The following is a 16,193-nucleotide window of genomic DNA, read 5'->3' as shown; positions in this document are numbered from 1 at the left end:
GAGCTGAACAAGCGCCTGATCCGTGAAGATCGCATGGCAATTGCCCAAGCCTGTTTCGACTTTCTACCGATGCGTGCGCAGTTAGACCTTGAAGGTTGGCCAGAAGTAGACATCTTCTCTCACTAATGGCTGACAAAAACACATTTCTGGACACCGCGCGCCGCGTAATCCGTATCGAGGCCGATGCACTTGGCCTTCTGGCTGATGGCATCGGCGATCCTTTTGCAGATGCGGTGCAATTGATCCTTGATGCGCCCGGGCGCATTATTGTCTGCGGTATGGGCAAATCTGGTCATGTCGCGCGCAAGATCGCTGCGACCTTTGCCAGCACGGGAACCCCCGCGCATTTCGTGCATCCTGCCGAGGCCAGCCATGGCGATCTGGGTATGATGACCAAAGGCGATGTTGCACTGGTGCTTTCTAATTCTGGCGAAACGCCCGAGCTGGCCGACGTGATTGCCTACACACGCCGCTATGGCATTCCGATGATCGGCGTTGCGAGCAATGCGAAATCAACGCTGTTGATGCAATCGGATGTTGCGATTGTTTTGCCCGCCGCTGAGGAAGCCTGCGGAACTGGCGTCGTTCCCACCACGTCGACAACCATGACCCTTGCGCTGGGCGATGCGATGGCGGTGGCCTTGATGGAACATCGCGCCTTTACCCCTGCCAATTTCCGCGATTTCCATCCGGGCGGCAAACTTGGCGCGCGCCTGTCCAAGGTAAGCGATTTGATGCATTCGGGCGATGCGCTTCCGCTGGTTACGCCTGACACGCACATGAGCGATGTTCTTTTGGAAATTTCCCAAAAGGGCTTTGGCGTTGTGGGTATCATTGACGCCGACGGCATTCTGCAAGGCATTATTACCGACGGTGACCTGCGCCGCCATATGAACGGTCTGTTGGATCTCAACGCAAACGAAGTGCAAACCAGTGGCCCAACGACGATGCGCGCTGGTGCATTGGCGGAAGAAGCGCTGGGCGTAATGAACACCCGCAAAATCACCTGCTTGTTCGTGACCAATGACGCGGGCAAAGTAGAAGGGCTGCTTCACATCCACGACTGCCTGCGCGCTGGTCTTGGTTAAATCATGGCCTTTGGAGATCACGCATATACGCGGGTTGTGCGAGGGCTAAAAGTTACGCTCCCGCTTGTTGCGCTTGTGCTGCTTTCCACCATGTTCATGCTGTCGCGCAAGGTTGATCCATCCGCCGCCGTCGCACTTTCAGATCAGGCGTTTCGGGATAGGATTGATCGCTCACAACTTAGTGGGCCGCAATATGACGGCAACACGAAATCCGGCAAAAGCCTGACCGTCACGGCGCGTTCTGCCCGTCCTGACCCTGACGTAGAGGGCAAGACATATGGTCAGGTCGTCAACGCAACTATCAATCTCGACAATGGCGAGACGATGACCGTCAAAGCGGACACAGGCATCGTTGACGATGCGGCCGATCTCGCTGTTCTAAGCGGAAATGTGCACATCCGAACAACCGATGGATATGACATGCGCACCAGTCAATTGACCTCCCTTTTGTCAAAGGTAGAAGGGGAATCCGCAGGCCCAGTCACCGGATATGGCCCGCCTGGCACGCTTTATGCTGGCAAAATGTTTGTGAAGACGGACGAAAAAAGTGGCAATGTGCTTTTGCTTTTTACCCAAGGCGTACATTTGGTATATAAGAAGCAAATAGATGAATAGGCGAGCACCGTGAAGTTGATCAAAACTACCCTTATCGTTTCTGCGCTGGCCATGTTGCTTTCCACCATGGATATTGTCACTGCCCATGCTCAAAGCGCGGAAGGCGGGACATCTATCTCCTTTGGTGACCGTGAACAAAATACAGATGCGCCCATCGACGTCACCTCTGCCCAACTCGCTATCGACGAAAATGCGAACACTGCTTTATTCACGGGTGATGTGGTCGTCGTGCAAGACAATATGACGCTATATGCGCCTTGGGTGAAAGTGTTCTACCTTGAGGACCAGAGCGGCATTTCTCACATGCACGCCAAGGACGGTGTTACGCTGATTCAAGGTGAAGAAGCCGCAGAAAGCGAAACCGCTGATTATAGCCTGAAAGACGACGTCATCATCATGTCAGGCGATGTACTGGTCACGCAAAAGCTAAGTGCGATCGCCGCTGATAAGATGACGATCCAGCTGGAGGATGGAACTGCCTTAATGACGGGCCGTGTCAAATCTCTGCTGCGTACCAACTCCAAAAAAAAGGGCGAAAGCGAATGAGCGGGCCTTCCCTGAAGGTAACCGAGGGTAGCTCTGGCCTGCGCATCAACAACCTGCGCAAAAGCTATAAGAAAAAGGTCGTCATCCGCGACGTTTCAATGAAACTTGATCGCGGCGAGGTGATTGCGCTGCTTGGGCCGAACGGTTCAGGCAAGACCACCAGCTTTTATGCAATTGCTGGCCTCGTTTATCCCGAAGGTGGCACCGTTTCGATAGACGGGCGCGATGTGACCAATCTGCCAATGTATCGGCGCGCCAAGCTTGGCATCGGCTATCTTCCGCAAGAAATGTCTATTTTTCGCGGCATGAGCGTCGAAGACAACATCGCCTCTATCCTCGATATTTCATCCAAGGATCGCCAGAAACGGCGCGAACGTCTTGAAGAGTTGCTCTCCGAGTTTTCGATCGAGCACCTGCGCAGCGCGCCTGCGTTGGCGCTATCGGGCGGAGAACGTCGCCGCGTTGAGATTGCACGCTGCCTTGCGGCTGATCCGAAATACCTTCTGCTGGATGAACCTTTTGCTGGCGTTGATCCGATCTCGGTCGGAGATATTCGCCATCTCGTGGCCGACTTGAAAAAGCGCGGGATTGGGGTGCTGATTACCGACCACAACGTGCGCGAAACGCTCGAGATTGTTGACCGTGCTTACATTCTGCACGATGGGCAGGTTCTTATGTCTGGCACACCCGAAGACGTGGTTGAGAACGAAAATGTCCGCCGTGTCTATCTGGGCGACAATTTCAAAATCTCTTAAAAGCGTCGTTCAAATTATTGCGCCATTTTGTCGGATTTGATTGACAAAATGGCTGGCGATAGCATCAAATGAACCCATGACGTTTTGCAAGATCTCGCATCTTCATCTGCTACATGTCTCTCTTGGGGCAGAAACAGTGTTATCTACAATTCGTTCATTCTCTGTCCGCCAAACCTGACAACAGGACCGCGCGCTCCCGTCGGAGTCCGCGCGGTGGCATCAATACATGAAGGAGACAGGATGCGTTACCAAATCAGTGGCAAGCAAATAGCTATCGGCGAAGCGCTTCAAACTCACGTAAAAGAAGAGTTAGGCGCAATTCTGGCAAAATATGCCCAGCGACCGACCGATGCGAATGTGATCTTTTCAAAAAGCGCGCATGAGTACGTTTGTGAAACAATCGTGCACCTTTCAACGGGCTTGACGGCCTCTGCACGTGCCCATGCTACTGAAATTTATGCCGCATTCGATGCCTGCGGCGAAAAAATGGACAAGCAGCTGCGCCGCTATAAACGTCGCCTGAAAGACCATCACAAGGACCGGACCGATCCAGTTGAACTCATTGGCGCTTCCTCATATATCCTCGCCAGCGACCACACTGAAACGGAATCAGAGCCAGAAACCTTGCAGCCCGTAATTGTTGCCGAGATGGAGACGAAAATCCCGTCTCTTTCAGTTGGCGAAGCGGTTATGCAAATGGAACTCGCTGGCGCACCCGTCCTTGTGTTCAAAAATGAAGGTAGCAAGGGTGTGAATGTGGTATACCGTCGGGATGACGGGAATATCGGCTGGATCGACCCAAACTAGAAAAACGCGCCATCACATTGATGGATGCGGTAAGGTACAGGCAAAATGGATATCCACGATCTGTTGAAACCGGAGGCAGTCAAACTTGTCTCTACGGTCTCTAGCAAGAAGATGCTCTTGCATGCTGTGGCTGACCTTGCCGGGCAAGCACATGGTTTGGACGCGCCGTCCACGCTTCATGCCTTGCAAGAACGCGAAGCGCTGGGGCCAACAGGAGTTGGCCACGGCGTCGCCCTTCCCCATGCAAGAGTAAAAGGGATAGACTCGGTAAAGGCGATTTTCATCCGCCTTGAAAAGCCGATAGATTATAGCGCTGTTGACCGGCAGGCTGTGGATCTGTTCTTTGGCTTGCTTGCACCAGAAGATGCCGGGGTCGAGCATTTGAAAGCGCTGGCGCTCGTCTCGCGTACTATGCGCGATTCATCAATCTGCGAGAAATTGCGCGCCAATGATGATCCGGAAACGCTTTATACAATCCTAGCTGAAGCCCAGCGCCAAAAGGCAGCGTAGGACGCGTTAGGTGGAGATCGTGATCCCCGCTTGGGTTAATGGCGTTCTTACGCCCGTCGAAAAACTGGACGCACATAAACGCGGACTGCGCCACAAGGCCGTATCGGTTTTTGTGTTCCACAAAGGCGAAATCCTGATCCAGCGACGCGCGCTTGGCAAATATCACACGCCCGGGCTTTGGGCGAATACTTGTTGTACGCACCCCCATTGGGACGAGCCTGCCGAAACCTGTGCGTTACGGCGCCTGGAAGAAGAGCTTGGGCTCAAACTTGAGAATTGCACCTATCGCGGGCAAGTCGAATATCGCGCTGATGTCGGGAATGGGTTGATCGAACATGAATTGGTAGACGTCTTTGTTGCGCATTTGAATGAAAGGCCTGCCACCCGACTTAACCCTGACGAAGTCATGGGCGTTCACTGGGTTAGCTACCCCGACCTTTTGGCAAGCGTCGCATCTGAACCCGAACGCTACACACCGTGGCTCAGGATTTATCTGACAGATTTCGCTGAAAAAATTTTCACGCTCGAGGAACGCTTGCCGTAAAACCCTGTATCGGAGTGAACGTATTGCGAAGCGAAGATGCAATTTTTCGCGCGCTAGTTGTACCGAAACCCACGAATCTGTTAATATTTACTTATGAAGCTGTTTTCTTTTTTGGTTTTGTTGATTTCGATGAGTGGAACTGCGCATTTGGAAAAGCAATATCCTACACTAGAAACGGTCAACGGGACGCTTTTGGGGCGCGATGTATTTTGCCCTGAATTTAAACTGGCAAGTGGTGAATCGATCAGCCTGTCGGGGAGTGTTCCCAAGTCCGAGAACGGCACCAAATTTGAACTTAAAGGCCAGTGTCGTGCACGTAGGTGTTTACGACGACGGCTTTGAATATACCCACGAAGATTTGGCTGGCAACTACGACAGTTCGCTTCATTTTCAATATAGCGGGACAACCTATGACCCCTTCCCGATCTCGGGTGGCGACGGCCACGGGACTGCCTGTGCGGGCATTATCGGCGCAGTTGGCGAAAACGGGATTGGTGGCGTTGGTGTCGCTTGGGGCGTAACGATGACCGGGGTGAACTTCCTTGAAGGCTTGCCCAACGCAGCAGCAGAAGTCGCGTCGCTTGCATGGGCGCAGAATTTTGATCTGATTAGCAACAGCTGGGGCCGCACACCGCTTTACGGAAGCTATCAAAATCTGACCAACACCAGTTCATCTGTTTATGCAGAAGTCTATAACGGCATGGAAGTTGCCATTGAAAATGGTCGCGGTGGCCTTGGTACTGTCATCTTGCAAGCTGCTGGCAACGATACGCTTGATGCCAATGCCGATGGCATCAACGCAATTCGCTATACAACCACAATTGCCGCTACGGAGCTTGACGGGTTTGTCGCGGATTATTCCAACTATGGCTTGTCCATTCTCGTTTCGGCACCCGCAGATAACTACACAACCGACCGCACTGGCGGCGACGGATATGACGGCGGAAATTACACTGCGGGCTTTAACGGCACATCAGCAGCAACCCCAGTTGTTTCTGGAGTTGTCGCCTTGATGTTAGAGGCCAACTCAGGCCTTGGCTGGCGCGACGTTCAGGACATACTCGCGATCTCTGCGACGCATACAGGTTCTGCCATCAATGCGGGACCAAGCGGGTTTGAGCAGTCTTCTTGGGGTAGCAACTCTGCCACCAACTGGAACGGTGGCGGCATGTCGTTCAACCTAAGTTACGGGTTCGGCATGGTCGACGCCTTTGCAGCGGTTCGCATGGCAGAAGCCTGGTTGGTGATGAATGGCAACGCTCAAGATAGCTCCAATGAGGTCAACCAGACGTTTTCAGTGACCGACAGTCAAACGATTGCCGACAATTCAACAATAACATCAAGCATGACGATTTCCGGCGACATGTATGTCGAAGACTTGATGGTCACGATCGATCTTACCCATACATACATCGGGGATCTGACGATCCTGCTCTATGCACCAGATGGAACCGTTCTGCCCCTTTCGATCAACCAAGGCGGTAGCGCGGAGTTTACCGGCAGTTGGTCCTTTGGGATCACCGCTGTTCTGGGTGCAGAAGCCATTTCCGGCAATTGGGTTTTGTCGATCACAGACTCGGCAGGTGGCGATACCGGACTGCTTTCAGGTTGGAGCCTGGACTTCTACGGACAGGCACTTCGCAATAACACTGTTCACCATATCACCGAAGACTTCCTGACTTATGCTGCGGTAAACACTGCACGCAGCATAATCAGTGACACAAATGGCGGCAAAAACGACTGGCTGAATATGTCCTCTATTGCGGGTGATATCACCCTTGATCTGGACAGTGCCGGCTCGAATGACATTAAGGTTGATGGCGTCACCTGGGCCGATATTGCCGGTGGCACAAATATCGAGAACGCATTCGGCGGCGATGGCGATGATCTCATCAAAGGCAACGCATCCAAGAACGAACTTCACGGCGCGCGCGGCAATGATGATCTACGTGGCTTTGACAATGATGACGAACTCTTTGGCGGAGCAGGCCACGATACCCTAAAAGGCAACCTTGGCGCGGATACCCTGGAGGGTGAATCTGGTAAAGATCAACTTATTGGCGGGGACGGTAAGGATCTTCTAAAAGGCGGGGGCGGCAATGACACCGTCGAAGGCGGAAAAGGTGCTGATGTCATTAAGGGACAAGACGGGGCCGATGTCCTGAAAGGCCACAACGCCGACGACACCCTGTCTGGCGGCGCTGGCGCAGACAAGCTGCTTGGCGGGAACGGCAATGACAAGCTTTCCGGCGGTACAGGAAACGATTCCCTGACGGGCGGTGCGCATGCTGACCGTTTCGTCTTTAACAACAAGGACGACAAGGACTCGATCACGGATTTCGAGAACAATCTCGATACGATTGTTCTGAATGACAATCTTTGGAGCGGGACAAAAACAGCCTCTGATGTCCTCAACGATTTCGGATCCATCGTCGGTGGCAATGCTGTTCTAAACTTCGGTGGCGGTGATATTCTGACCATCGAGAACGTCACGAATCTTGGCCTCTTGGGCAATGATATCGAGATTGTTTAACTAACGCTTAGCGGCGCCGGATCTCGGTTTGGCGTCGCTCAGAAGTTTGGTTGAACTCATACCGACTTGCACCTATACGCACCGCAACGTGACGTGACCCTAGGGAAATCTTAATACCTTGGGGCCAGTCAGACTGACGACAAACAGGCTTGGACGGTATTCCGTTGGAAAACGGACCCTGCCTCTTGGCAGCTCTAAACGGTTAAGCGGTAAGGTGCAGACAATTGGATATCCACGCTCTTTTAAAGCCAGAGGCGGTTAAGTTCGTCACGACTGTCTCCAGCAAAAAGATGCTGTTGCACGCTGTTGCCGATCTCGCTGCGCAAGCCCATGGCTTGGATGCCCCAACCGTCTTGCGCGCCTTAATGGATCGCGAAGCATTGGGACCAACCGCAGTTGGACATGGTGTTGCCTTGCCACATGCGCGGATTGTCGGATTGGACGAAGTGAAGACGGTTTTCATCCGCCTTGAAAAACCGATTGAATTTGATGCTGTGGATCGCAAACCTGTTGATCTTTTCTTTGGCCTATTGGCCCCCGAAAATGCCGGGGTCGATCATCTCAAAGCCCTCGCACTTATTTCGCGCACGATGCGCGAGACGACCATTTGTGCCACCCTACGTGCAAACGATGATGTTGAAACGCTGCATACAATCATTACCGAGAACCAGCGCCAGCAAGCTGCCTAAGCACGCGTGCAGTGCTTACAAAGCGCCGCGCAAGTTCCACAGCTCTGGGAACAGTTCAACGTCCAACATGCGGCGCAGGTATTTCACACCGCTTGTGCCACCTGTCCCACGCTTGAAGCCAATTACACGTTCCACTGTGGTCACATGGTTAAATCGCCAGCGACGGAAATAGTCCTCCAGATCAACCAGCTTTTCCGCCAGTTCATAGAGCGACCAGTACTGTTGCGGATCGCGGTAAACCCTGGTCCACGCCTCGGTCACCGCATCGCTGGATGTGTGCGGCGCGTCCATGCGGTAAACCCCGTCATCAAAGCGCACATCCAACCCCTGCTCCAACGCGCGCAGCGCCACATGATAAAGCGATGGCTGTGCGAGTTCATCTAGCAGCATCTTTTGATGCTCGGGACGGTGTTCGTGCACTTTCATCATAGACGGGTTGCGATTTCCAAGCATGAATTCGATCAAGCGATACTGATGCGATTGAAACCCGGATGACGCGCCCAAAGCCTCACGAAAGGTCGTGTAATCGCTGGGCGTCATGGTGCGCAGCACATCCCACGCGTTGTTGAGTTGCTCGAAGATACGCGCGATACGCGCCAGCATCTTGAACGCTTGATCTGCCTGCCCTTGCGAAACCAATGCGCGCGCTGCGTTCATTTCATGCAAAATCAATCGCATCCAAAGTTCGGATGTCTGATGCTGAATTATGAACAGCATCTCATCATGAGCGTTCGACAAAGGCTTTGACGCGCCAAGAATTGCGTCCATGCCCAGATAATCGCCATAGCTCATATCCTTTGCAAATGACATTTTTGCGCCATCACGTGCTGGATCATATGGATCGCTCATCTTGCGTCCTCCTTCAGTCAATCCACAGGCTACACGAGCGCCCATCTATTTCAAGCCTAAACATTTATGCTTGAAATAATAACATCGCACGCTTACGCTTCCCTGTAAGCAATCAATTTGGGAGCATTAAGATGCGAGTCGCGTGTTTGGGTGGAGGACCAGCTGGTCTGTATTTCGCGATTTCCCTGAAGCTTCGCCAACCCGAAGCAGAAGTAACCGTTTTTGAGCGTAACAAACCTGATGACACCTTTGGCTGGGGCGTCGTTCTATCAGATGAAACGCTCGACAATCTTGTCGCCAACGATCCCGTTTCTGCCGAATCCATTCGCGCGCATTTTGCTTATTGGGACGATATCGCGGTGCATTATCGCGGCACGCGTCAGCTCTCTACAGGCCATGGCTTCTGCGGAATTGGGCGCAGGCAGTTGCTTCTGCTTCTTCAAGCGCGCGCACGCGAACTGGGCGTCACGCTGGAATTCGAACACAACGTCGAAAGCGTCAAAGACTTCGCCAAAGGTTACGACCTTGTCGTTGCATCCGACGGTCTGAACTCCGCAACTCGCAGTGAGTTTTCGAGCGCATTCAAGCCGGATATCGATATGCGCGCGTGCAAATTTGTCTGGCTCGGAACGCACCAGAAATTCGATGATGCCTTCACCTTTATCTTTGAAGAAACCGACAAAGGCTGGCTGTGGGCACATGCCTATCAATTCGATGATGACACAGCGACCTTCATTGTCGAAACCGACGAAGCGACATGGAACGCCTATGGTTTTGGGGATAAGTCCCAGCAAGAAAGCATCGCGATTTGCGAGGATGTTTTCAAAGATCATCTTGGCGGTCACGCGTTAATGACCAATGCCAATCACATCCGTGGTTCGGCTTGGATAAACTTCCCACGTGTCTTGTGCGAAACCTGGCACCACGACAACATTGTGCTCATGGGCGATGCTTCTGCCACCGCGCATTTCTCGATTGGCTCAGGCAGCAAGCTGGCGCTTGAAAGCGCCGTCGCCTTGGCCGAATACATCACCACAACACCCACACTTACCAAAGCGTTCGATCTGTATCAGGAAGAGCGCCGCGTCGAGGTTTTGCGACTGCAATCGGCGGCGCGCAATTCTCTGGAGTGGTTTGAGGATGTTGAACGGTATCTGCATCTTGATCCGGTGCAGTTCAACTACTCGCTGCTCACCCGCTCTCAGCGCATCAGCCATGAAAACCTGCGCATGCGAGATCCAGAATGGCTGGAAAGTGCAGAGAAGTGGTTCCAGATGCGCGCGGGCGGTCCAGAAAGCCCCGTGCGCCCGCCAATGTTCGCGCCCTACAAATTGCGCGATATGGCGCTCGGCAACCGCATCGTTGTCTCGCCAATGGCGCAATACAAAGCGGTGGATGGCTGCCCGACCGATTGGCACTTCATCCACTATGCAGAACGCGCCAAGGGTGGCGCCGGGCTGGTCTATACAGAAATGACCTGTACCTCTGCCGATGGGCGCATCACCCCCGGTTGCCCAGGTCTTTATGCACCAGAGCACGAAACAGCATGGAAGCGATTGACCGATTTCGTCCACGGTGAAACCCGCGCAAAGATTTGCTGCCAGATCGGTCATGCCGGACGCAAGGGATCGACCAACCTTGGCTGGGAAGGCATGGACAAACCCCTCGCCTCTGGCAATTGGGACCTACTGTCCGCATCTGCAATTCCGTGGTCAAATGAGAATGCAACGCCCCGCGCAATGACCCGCACTGATATGGACGCGGTAAAGGCCGATTTCGTTGCTGCCGCCCAAATGGCCGAGCGCGCTGGCTTTGACATGATCGAACTACATGCCGCGCACGGCTACTTGATTTCCAGCTTTATCTCGCCTCTTTCCAACATTCGCGACGATGAATACGGCGGTTCATTAGAAAACCGTCTGCGCTACCCGCTTGAAGTCTTCACCGCGATGCGCGCGGTTTGGCCCGCATCAAAACCGATGTCAGTGCGCATCTCCGCCAACGACTGGGTGGGTGATTATGGCGTCACGCCAGAAGAAGCGGTGCATATCGCCAAGGCCTTCTGTGATGCAGGCGCCGACATTATCGACGTGTCTGCTGGTCAAACATCGACCCAAGGCCAGCCCGTTTATGGCCGTATGTTCCAAACGCCTTTCTCGGATCGCATCCGCAACGAGACAGGTATCGCAACAATGGCCGTCGGTAACATCTATGAACCAGATCACGTCAATTCGATCCTCATGGCAGGCCGCGCAGATCTGGTGTGCCTTGCAAGGCCCCATTTGGCCGATCCTTATTGGACACTCCATGCGGCCGCTGAAATCGGCGATCGCGCCATGACGTGGCCTTTGCCCTATGAGGCAGGACGTGATCAACTATGGCGATTGGCTGACAAAGAAGCAGAGGTCGCAAAAGTATGAGCGTAGAAGGCAAGCATGTCATCATCACAGGTGGTGGTAGCGGCGTCGGGGCAGAACTGGCCAAACGGTTTTCCGCAGCGGGCGCAAAGGTTACAATCCTTGGCCGCCGCCAAGAGCCGTTAGACAACGTGGCCGTGCCGCTTGGCGCACTTGCCTTGACTGCTGATGTTACTGACCGCGGCTCGCTGGATGACGCACTGAACAATGCGCGTGCGCACAATGGTCCAATCGATATCGCCATTGCCAATGCGGGTGCCGCGCCCAGCGCTCCGTTTTCTAAAGTCAGCACCAAAGATTTTCGCGCATCGCTTGCCGTCAACCTTGAAGGTGTATTCCATCTTTGGCAGGCGGCATTGAGCGATATGAAAAATGCGAAATGGGGCCGCATGATTGCGGTTGCTTCAACTGCTGGCCTCAAAGGCTATCCCTATGTCGCACCCTATTGCGCCGCAAAGCACGGCGTCGTCGGTTTGACACGCGCGCTGGCACAAGAATTGGGACGCAGCGGCATTACAGTAAATGCGATCTGCCCCGGCTTTATCGAAACTCCGTTGCTGGAACGCTCAATTGGCGAGATCATCGAAAAAACAGGTCTGAATGATGCAGAGGCGCGCAAAAGCCTAATTGCAGGCAATCCGCAAAAACGCTTCATCCAAACCAGCGAAGTCGCGGGCAGCGCGCTCTGGCTTTGCTCTGACAGCGCCGCTTCCGTCAATGGACACACACTTTCACTTTCCGGGGGCGAAGTATGAAGCCGCAGGCTAATCCAAACCTTGAACCCGCTTCCAAAGAACGCTTGCGCCTTTGGCTTCGTGTTCTGAAAACCAACCGCCTGATGGAGGCGGAATTGCGCGAACGGCTGCGTCTTGAGTTTGCCACGACGCTTCCCCGTTTCGATGTAATGAGCGCCCTTTACCGCAACCCCAAAGGCATGAAGATGAGTGAACTATCGCGAATGCTGATGGTCTCAAACGGCAATGTCACGGGCATTGTAGATCGGCTGCGCGAAGACGGATTTCTTTTGCGCGAAGCTGTGCCCGGTGATCGTCGCGCTGCGCGTGTGCGGCTGACAGCGCAGGGGATCGCAGAATTCGAAAAGCAAGCGGCAGCGCATGAAGGATGGGTAAGCGAGTTGCTGTCTGGCCTTGATGCCGAAACCTGCCATTTGACAAGCGAGTTACTGACCCAGGGCTTGACATTAAAGGACGCGAACAATGAACGCTGAACCAAAACACTTCCTCCTGAAGATCGAAAATCGCATCGCAACAGTCGCACTGGATCGCCCGGAACGCAAAAATCCGCTGACCTTTGACAGTTATGCAGAACTACGCGACTGGTTCCGTGAGTTGCACTATTCGGATGATGTGGACGCCGTTATCTTTGCCTCTAACGGCGGCAATTTCAGCTCGGGCGGGGATGTGCATGACATCATCGGCCCGCTTACAAAGATGAGCATGAAAGAGTTGCTCGCCTTTACCCGCATGACGGGCGATCTGGTCAAAGCCATCGTCAATTGCGGTAAACCCGTCATCGCAGCGATTGATGGCATCTGCGTAGGCGCTGGTGCGATTATCGCCATGGCTTCTGATTTGCGCATCGCCACGCCAGAAGCAAAGGTCGCATTTCTGTTTACCCGCGTTGGACTGGCTGGTTGCGACATGGGCGCATGCGCGATCCTGCCGCGGATTATCGGTCAGGGCCGCGCGGCAGAGCTGCTTTATACTGGCCGCTCTATGAGCGCTGATGAGGGTCATTCATGGGGCTTTCACAACAAGCTCGTAAAAGCAGACGAGCTGACCGGTGCCGCCGAAGATATGGCAACCCGCATCGCGGCGGGGCCGACGTTCGGAAACATGATGACCAAAACAATGCTGGCGCAGGAATGGTCGATGTCGATCGAACAGGCGATTGAGGCTGAAGCACAGGCGCAGGCAATCTGCATGCAAACCGCAGATTTCGAGCGCGCCTACAATGCCTTTGTCGCCAAAGAACGACCTGTGTTTCAGGGTGACTGAACCGCAAATGAGTTTATTGGCAAAATGAAGAAGGACCAGCGTTGTGGCAGATAAGACATTTCTGAATTGGCCATTTTTTGAAGACGCGCATCGCAATCACGCCGCAGAGCTGGATGCTTGGGCGGGCCCTGCGTTAGGTGGCATTGACCATTCGGACAACGATCAGGCCTGCCGCAATCTGGTGAAGGCCATGGGTGATGCAGGCTGGCTGATGCCCAGCGCCTCTGTTGATGGTACGCCTTTGGATGTTCGCACGCTTTGCCTGACAAGGGAAACTCTGGCGCGACATGATGGTTTGGCTGATTTCGCTTTCGCTATGCAAGGGCTCGGCACCGGGGCAATTTCCCTGTTTGGTACAGATACGCAGCGCGCACAATGGCTGCCACTGACGCGTAAAGGCGAGGCGATATCTGCCTTTGCCCTGACCGAACCGCAATCAGGGTCTGACGTTGCCAATTCGACGCTTAGCGCAACGCGCGACGGAAATGACTACGTCCTGAACGGCGAAAAGACATGGATTTCCAACGGTGGTATCGCGGATGTTTACACCTTGTTCGCGCGCACAGGGGACGGCGATGGCGCACGCGGACTATCAGCGTTTATCGTGCCTGCCGATGTTGCTGGCCTGGAGATAGCCGAGCGCCTGGAAGTTATCGCGCCGCATCCTTTGGCGACCCTGCGGTTTACCGATTGCCGCATCCCTGCGAGCGCCATGCTTGGGCAAAGCGGGCAAGGCTTCAAGATCGCGATGTCCGTACTGGATGTGTTCCGATCAACTGTTGCCGCTGCCGCGCTTGGCTTTGCGAGGCGCGCACTAGACGAAGCGCTGACACGTGTCACGACGCGCCACGTGCAAGGCGCACCGCTGTTTGATTTGCAGATGGTGCAAGGCCACATCGCCGATATGGCGCTTGATGTGGATGCTGCTGCGCTGCTGATATACCGCGCCGCGTGGACCAAGGATTCAGGTGCGCCGCGCATCACGCGCGAAGCGGCCATGGCAAAACTGTTTTCCACCGATCAAGCGCAACTCGTCATCGACAAAGCCGTGCAACTACACGGTGGCGATGGCGTGAAAAAGGGCGTGAAAGTCGAAGAACTCTACCGCGATATTCGTGCGCTTCGTATTTATGAGGGCGCATCGGACGTGCAGCGTGTCGTCATTGCGCGGCAGGTCGCTGCTGAACATTTCGGGGGCTGAATCATGCTGGGACACACGGGCCACACAGACACCTTCACGCGGGATAATTTGCCGCCCGAAAGCGCACAGCCCGACTTTTTGCTCGATGGGTTCGACTATCCCGAAAAGCTGAATGCAGCTGTCGAATTGACCGACAAGATGGTCGAACAGGGCTTTGGCGATCACACCGCCTTGATCGGAAATGGACGCCGCCGCACTTATAAAGAACTGGCCGATTGGACCAACCGCCTTGCGCATGTGCTGGTCGATGATCTGGGAGTAAAGCCAGGTAATCGAGTGCTGATCCGCTCGGCCAATAACCCGGCGATGGTCGCTTGTTGGCTGGCCGCGACCAAGGCGGGGGCTGTCGTGGTAAACACGATGCCTTTGCTGCGCGCGGGTGAGCTAACAGCAACAGTCGACAAGGCGGAAATCACCCATGCGCTTTGCGATACACGATTGATGGAAGAGATGGTTGCCTGCGCCAAGACCTCTAAATTCCTGAAGTCTGTTGTTGGCTTCGATGGCACCTCAAACCATGACGCCGAACTCGATCGCCTTGCGCTGGAAAAGCCGGTGAAGTTCCAAGCCGTCGAAACGGGCCGCGATGATGTAGCGCTGCTCGGCTTTACCTCTGGCACAACGGGCGATCCCAAAGCGACGATGCATTTTCATCGTGATCTTCTGATTATTGCCGATGGCTATGCCAAAGAAGTGCTTGATGTGCAGCCCGATGATATCTTTATCGGCTCACCGCCTCTGGCGTTTACTTTTGGTCTTGGCGGACTTGCGATCTTCCCGCTTCGCTTTGGTGCGGCTGCAACGCTTCTGGAAACCGCCAGCCCGCCCAACATGATCGAGATTATCGAAAAATACCGCGCGACGGTCTGCTTTACCGCGCCCACCGCCTACCGCTTTATGATGCGCGCAATGGACGAGGGGGCGGACCTGTCTTCGCTCCGCGCAGCGGTCTCTGCTGGCGAAACACTACCCGCGCCTGTCTACGATGAATGGATGGCCAAAACGGGCAAACCCATGCTTGACGGAATTGGCGCGACAGAGATGTTGCACATCTTTGTGTCTAACCGTTTTGACGATCACCGCCCTGCCAGCACAGGCAAACCTGTGACAGGCTATGAAGCGAAGATCATTGACGACAATGGCCACGAGCAACCACGAGGCGAGCCCGGCCGCCTTGCGGTGCGCGGCCCGACCGGATGTCGCTACCTCGCCGATGATCGCCAGACTGCCTATGTAAAGGACGGCTGGAACATCACCGGTGATACCTTTGTAATGGACGATGACGGGTATCTGCATTTCGCCGCGCGCAACGACGATATGATTATTTCGTCCGGCTACAACATTGCGGGACCAGAGGTGGAAGCCGCGCTTTTATCGCATGCGGCTGTTCTTGAGTGCGGCGTCGTCGGTGCCCCTGACGAAGCGCGCGGAAGTGTCGTTCAAGCCCATGTTGTGCTGGTAGAGGGCTTCACGCCTAGCGACGATTTGGTCAAAGAGTTACAGGATCACGTCATAGCGAACATCGCTCCTTACAAGTATCCACGCTCGGTTAAATTCATCGAGGCCTTGCCAAAAACCCAAACAGGCAAGATACAGCGCTTTCTTTTGAAGCAAGGTTAAA

The 16,193-nt window shown here is 54.2% G+C and carries 16 protein-coding genes and 1 pseudogene; 16 read left to right on the top strand and 1 reads right to left on the bottom strand.

The annotated features are described in order from the left end of the window. The 10 genes and pseudogenes from WBC85_RS15685 to WBC85_RS15640 form a co-directional block, all read left to right on the top strand. Positions 1 to 126: pseudogene (locus WBC85_RS15685) on the top strand (ribonuclease D); the annotation flags it as partial. Then, entirely contained in the window at positions 126 to 1,088 is a 963-nt protein-coding gene (locus WBC85_RS15680; RefSeq protein ID WP_424439392.1) for a KpsF/GutQ family sugar-phosphate isomerase, read from the top strand. The pseudogene WBC85_RS15685 and the gene WBC85_RS15680, both read left to right, overlap by 1 nt. Positions 1,089 to 1,091: 3 nt before the next feature. Continuing rightward, positions 1,092 to 1,703, top strand: coding sequence for an LPS export ABC transporter periplasmic protein LptC (gene lptC / locus WBC85_RS15675; RefSeq protein ID WP_424439389.1), 612 nt, complete (start codon positions 1,092 to 1,094; stop codon positions 1,701 to 1,703). Between the two features lie 9 nt (positions 1,704 to 1,712). Then, entirely contained in the window at positions 1,713 to 2,249 is a 537-nt protein-coding gene (locus WBC85_RS15670; RefSeq protein WP_424439386.1) for an LptA/OstA family protein, read from the top strand. After that, positions 2,246 to 3,004, top strand: coding sequence for an LPS export ABC transporter ATP-binding protein (lptB, locus tag WBC85_RS15665; protein ID WP_424439383.1), 759 nt, complete (start codon positions 2,246 to 2,248; stop codon positions 3,002 to 3,004). The genes WBC85_RS15670 and lptB overlap by 4 nt, the downstream gene beginning before the upstream one ends. A 240-nt stretch (positions 3,005 to 3,244) precedes the next feature. Then, complete coding sequence (gene hpf, locus WBC85_RS15660; RefSeq protein WP_424439395.1) at positions 3,245 to 3,811, top strand: ribosome hibernation-promoting factor, HPF/YfiA family; 567 nt, start codon at positions 3,245 to 3,247, stop codon at positions 3,809 to 3,811. Between the two features lie 45 nt (positions 3,812 to 3,856). Continuing rightward, positions 3,857 to 4,321, top strand: coding sequence for a PTS sugar transporter subunit IIA (locus WBC85_RS15655; RefSeq protein WP_424439380.1), 465 nt, complete (start codon positions 3,857 to 3,859; stop codon positions 4,319 to 4,321). 10 nt (positions 4,322 to 4,331) lie between these two features. Continuing rightward, entirely contained in the window at positions 4,332 to 4,865 is a 534-nt protein-coding gene (gene idi / locus WBC85_RS15650; protein ID WP_424439377.1) for an isopentenyl-diphosphate Delta-isomerase, read from the top strand. A 310-nt stretch (positions 4,866 to 5,175) separates the two neighbouring features. After that, complete coding sequence (locus tag WBC85_RS15645; RefSeq protein WP_424439374.1) at positions 5,176 to 7,398, top strand: S8 family serine peptidase; 2,223 nt, start codon at positions 5,176 to 5,178, stop codon at positions 7,396 to 7,398. A gap of 224 nt (positions 7,399 to 7,622) precedes the next feature. Further along, positions 7,623 to 8,087 carry a PTS sugar transporter subunit IIA gene (locus WBC85_RS15640; protein WP_424439371.1) on the top strand — a complete coding sequence of 155 codons (465 nt, stop codon included), beginning with the start codon at positions 7,623 to 7,625 and terminating at the stop codon, positions 8,085 to 8,087. A 15-nt stretch (positions 8,088 to 8,102) separates the two neighbouring features. Here the strand turns inward: WBC85_RS15640 and WBC85_RS15635 are convergent, their stop codons facing one another. Further along, positions 8,103 to 8,936, bottom strand: coding sequence for a tryptophan 2,3-dioxygenase (locus WBC85_RS15635; protein WP_424439368.1), 834 nt, complete (start codon positions 8,934 to 8,936; stop codon positions 8,103 to 8,105). A gap of 131 nt (positions 8,937 to 9,067) precedes the next feature. On the opposite strand from WBC85_RS15635, the gene WBC85_RS15630 reads away from it, so the two are divergent. From WBC85_RS15630 to WBC85_RS15605, 6 genes are read left to right on the top strand one after another with little or no spacing between them, the layout of a single operon-like run. Beyond that, positions 9,068 to 11,356 (top strand): bifunctional salicylyl-CoA 5-hydroxylase/oxidoreductase, encoded by a 2,289-nt coding sequence (locus WBC85_RS15630; protein ID WP_424439365.1) that lies wholly within the window; start codon positions 9,068 to 9,070, stop codon positions 11,354 to 11,356. Next, positions 11,353 to 12,108, top strand: coding sequence for an SDR family NAD(P)-dependent oxidoreductase (locus tag WBC85_RS15625; protein WP_424439362.1), 756 nt, complete (start codon positions 11,353 to 11,355; stop codon positions 12,106 to 12,108). The genes WBC85_RS15630 and WBC85_RS15625 overlap by 4 nt, the downstream gene beginning before the upstream one ends. After that, a complete protein-coding gene (locus WBC85_RS15620; protein ID WP_424439359.1) occupies positions 12,105 to 12,581 on the top strand; it encodes a MarR family winged helix-turn-helix transcriptional regulator in 477 nt (158 codons plus the stop codon). The genes WBC85_RS15625 and WBC85_RS15620 overlap by 4 nt, the downstream gene beginning before the upstream one ends. After that, positions 12,571 to 13,371, top strand: a complete 801-nt coding sequence (locus WBC85_RS15615; protein WP_424439356.1) for an enoyl-CoA hydratase family protein — start codon at positions 12,571 to 12,573, stop codon at positions 13,369 to 13,371. Before WBC85_RS15620 ends, WBC85_RS15615 begins: the two co-directional genes overlap by 11 nt. A 43-nt stretch (positions 13,372 to 13,414) precedes the next feature. Beyond that, positions 13,415 to 14,572 carry an acyl-CoA dehydrogenase family protein gene (locus tag WBC85_RS15610; protein WP_424439353.1) on the top strand — a complete coding sequence of 386 codons (1,158 nt, stop codon included), beginning with the start codon at positions 13,415 to 13,417 and terminating at the stop codon, positions 14,570 to 14,572. Positions 14,573 to 14,575: 3 nt separating this feature from the next. After that, positions 14,576 to 16,192 carry an AMP-binding protein gene (locus WBC85_RS15605; RefSeq protein ID WP_424439350.1) on the top strand — a complete coding sequence of 539 codons (1,617 nt, stop codon included), beginning with the start codon at positions 14,576 to 14,578 and terminating at the stop codon, positions 16,190 to 16,192. Position 16,193 lies beyond the last annotated feature (1 nt).

The organism is Planktotalea sp. (genome assembly GCF_049680325.1).
Lineage (GTDB): Bacteria > Pseudomonadota > Alphaproteobacteria > Rhodobacterales > Rhodobacteraceae > Planktotalea.
Note: the sequence above shows the minus strand (reverse complement) of the source record. Positions and strands in the feature narration are given on the sequence as shown.

Coding starts and splice junctions, on each gene's coding strand:
- WBC85_RS15680 (WP_424439392.1), top strand. CDS start 126: ATGGCTGACAAAAACACATTTCTGGACACCGCGCGCCGCGTAATCCGT.
- lptC (WP_424439389.1), top strand. CDS start 1,092: ATGGCCTTTGGAGATCACGCATATACGCGGGTTGTGCGAGGGCTAAAA.
- lptB (WP_424439383.1), top strand. CDS start 2,246: ATGAGCGGGCCTTCCCTGAAGGTAACCGAGGGTAGCTCTGGCCTGCGC.
- hpf (WP_424439395.1), top strand. CDS start 3,245: ATGCGTTACCAAATCAGTGGCAAGCAAATAGCTATCGGCGAAGCGCTT.
- WBC85_RS15655 (WP_424439380.1), top strand. CDS start 3,857: ATGGATATCCACGATCTGTTGAAACCGGAGGCAGTCAAACTTGTCTCT.
- WBC85_RS15635 (WP_424439368.1), bottom strand. CDS start 8,936: ATGAGCGATCCATATGATCCAGCACGTGATGGCGCAAAAATGTCATTT.
- WBC85_RS15630 (WP_424439365.1), top strand. CDS start 9,068: ATGCGAGTCGCGTGTTTGGGTGGAGGACCAGCTGGTCTGTATTTCGCG.
- WBC85_RS15625 (WP_424439362.1), top strand. CDS start 11,353: ATGAGCGTAGAAGGCAAGCATGTCATCATCACAGGTGGTGGTAGCGGC.
- WBC85_RS15620 (WP_424439359.1), top strand. CDS start 12,105: ATGAAGCCGCAGGCTAATCCAAACCTTGAACCCGCTTCCAAAGAACGC.
- WBC85_RS15615 (WP_424439356.1), top strand. CDS start 12,571: ATGAACGCTGAACCAAAACACTTCCTCCTGAAGATCGAAAATCGCATC.
- WBC85_RS15605 (WP_424439350.1), top strand. CDS start 14,576: ATGCTGGGACACACGGGCCACACAGACACCTTCACGCGGGATAATTTG.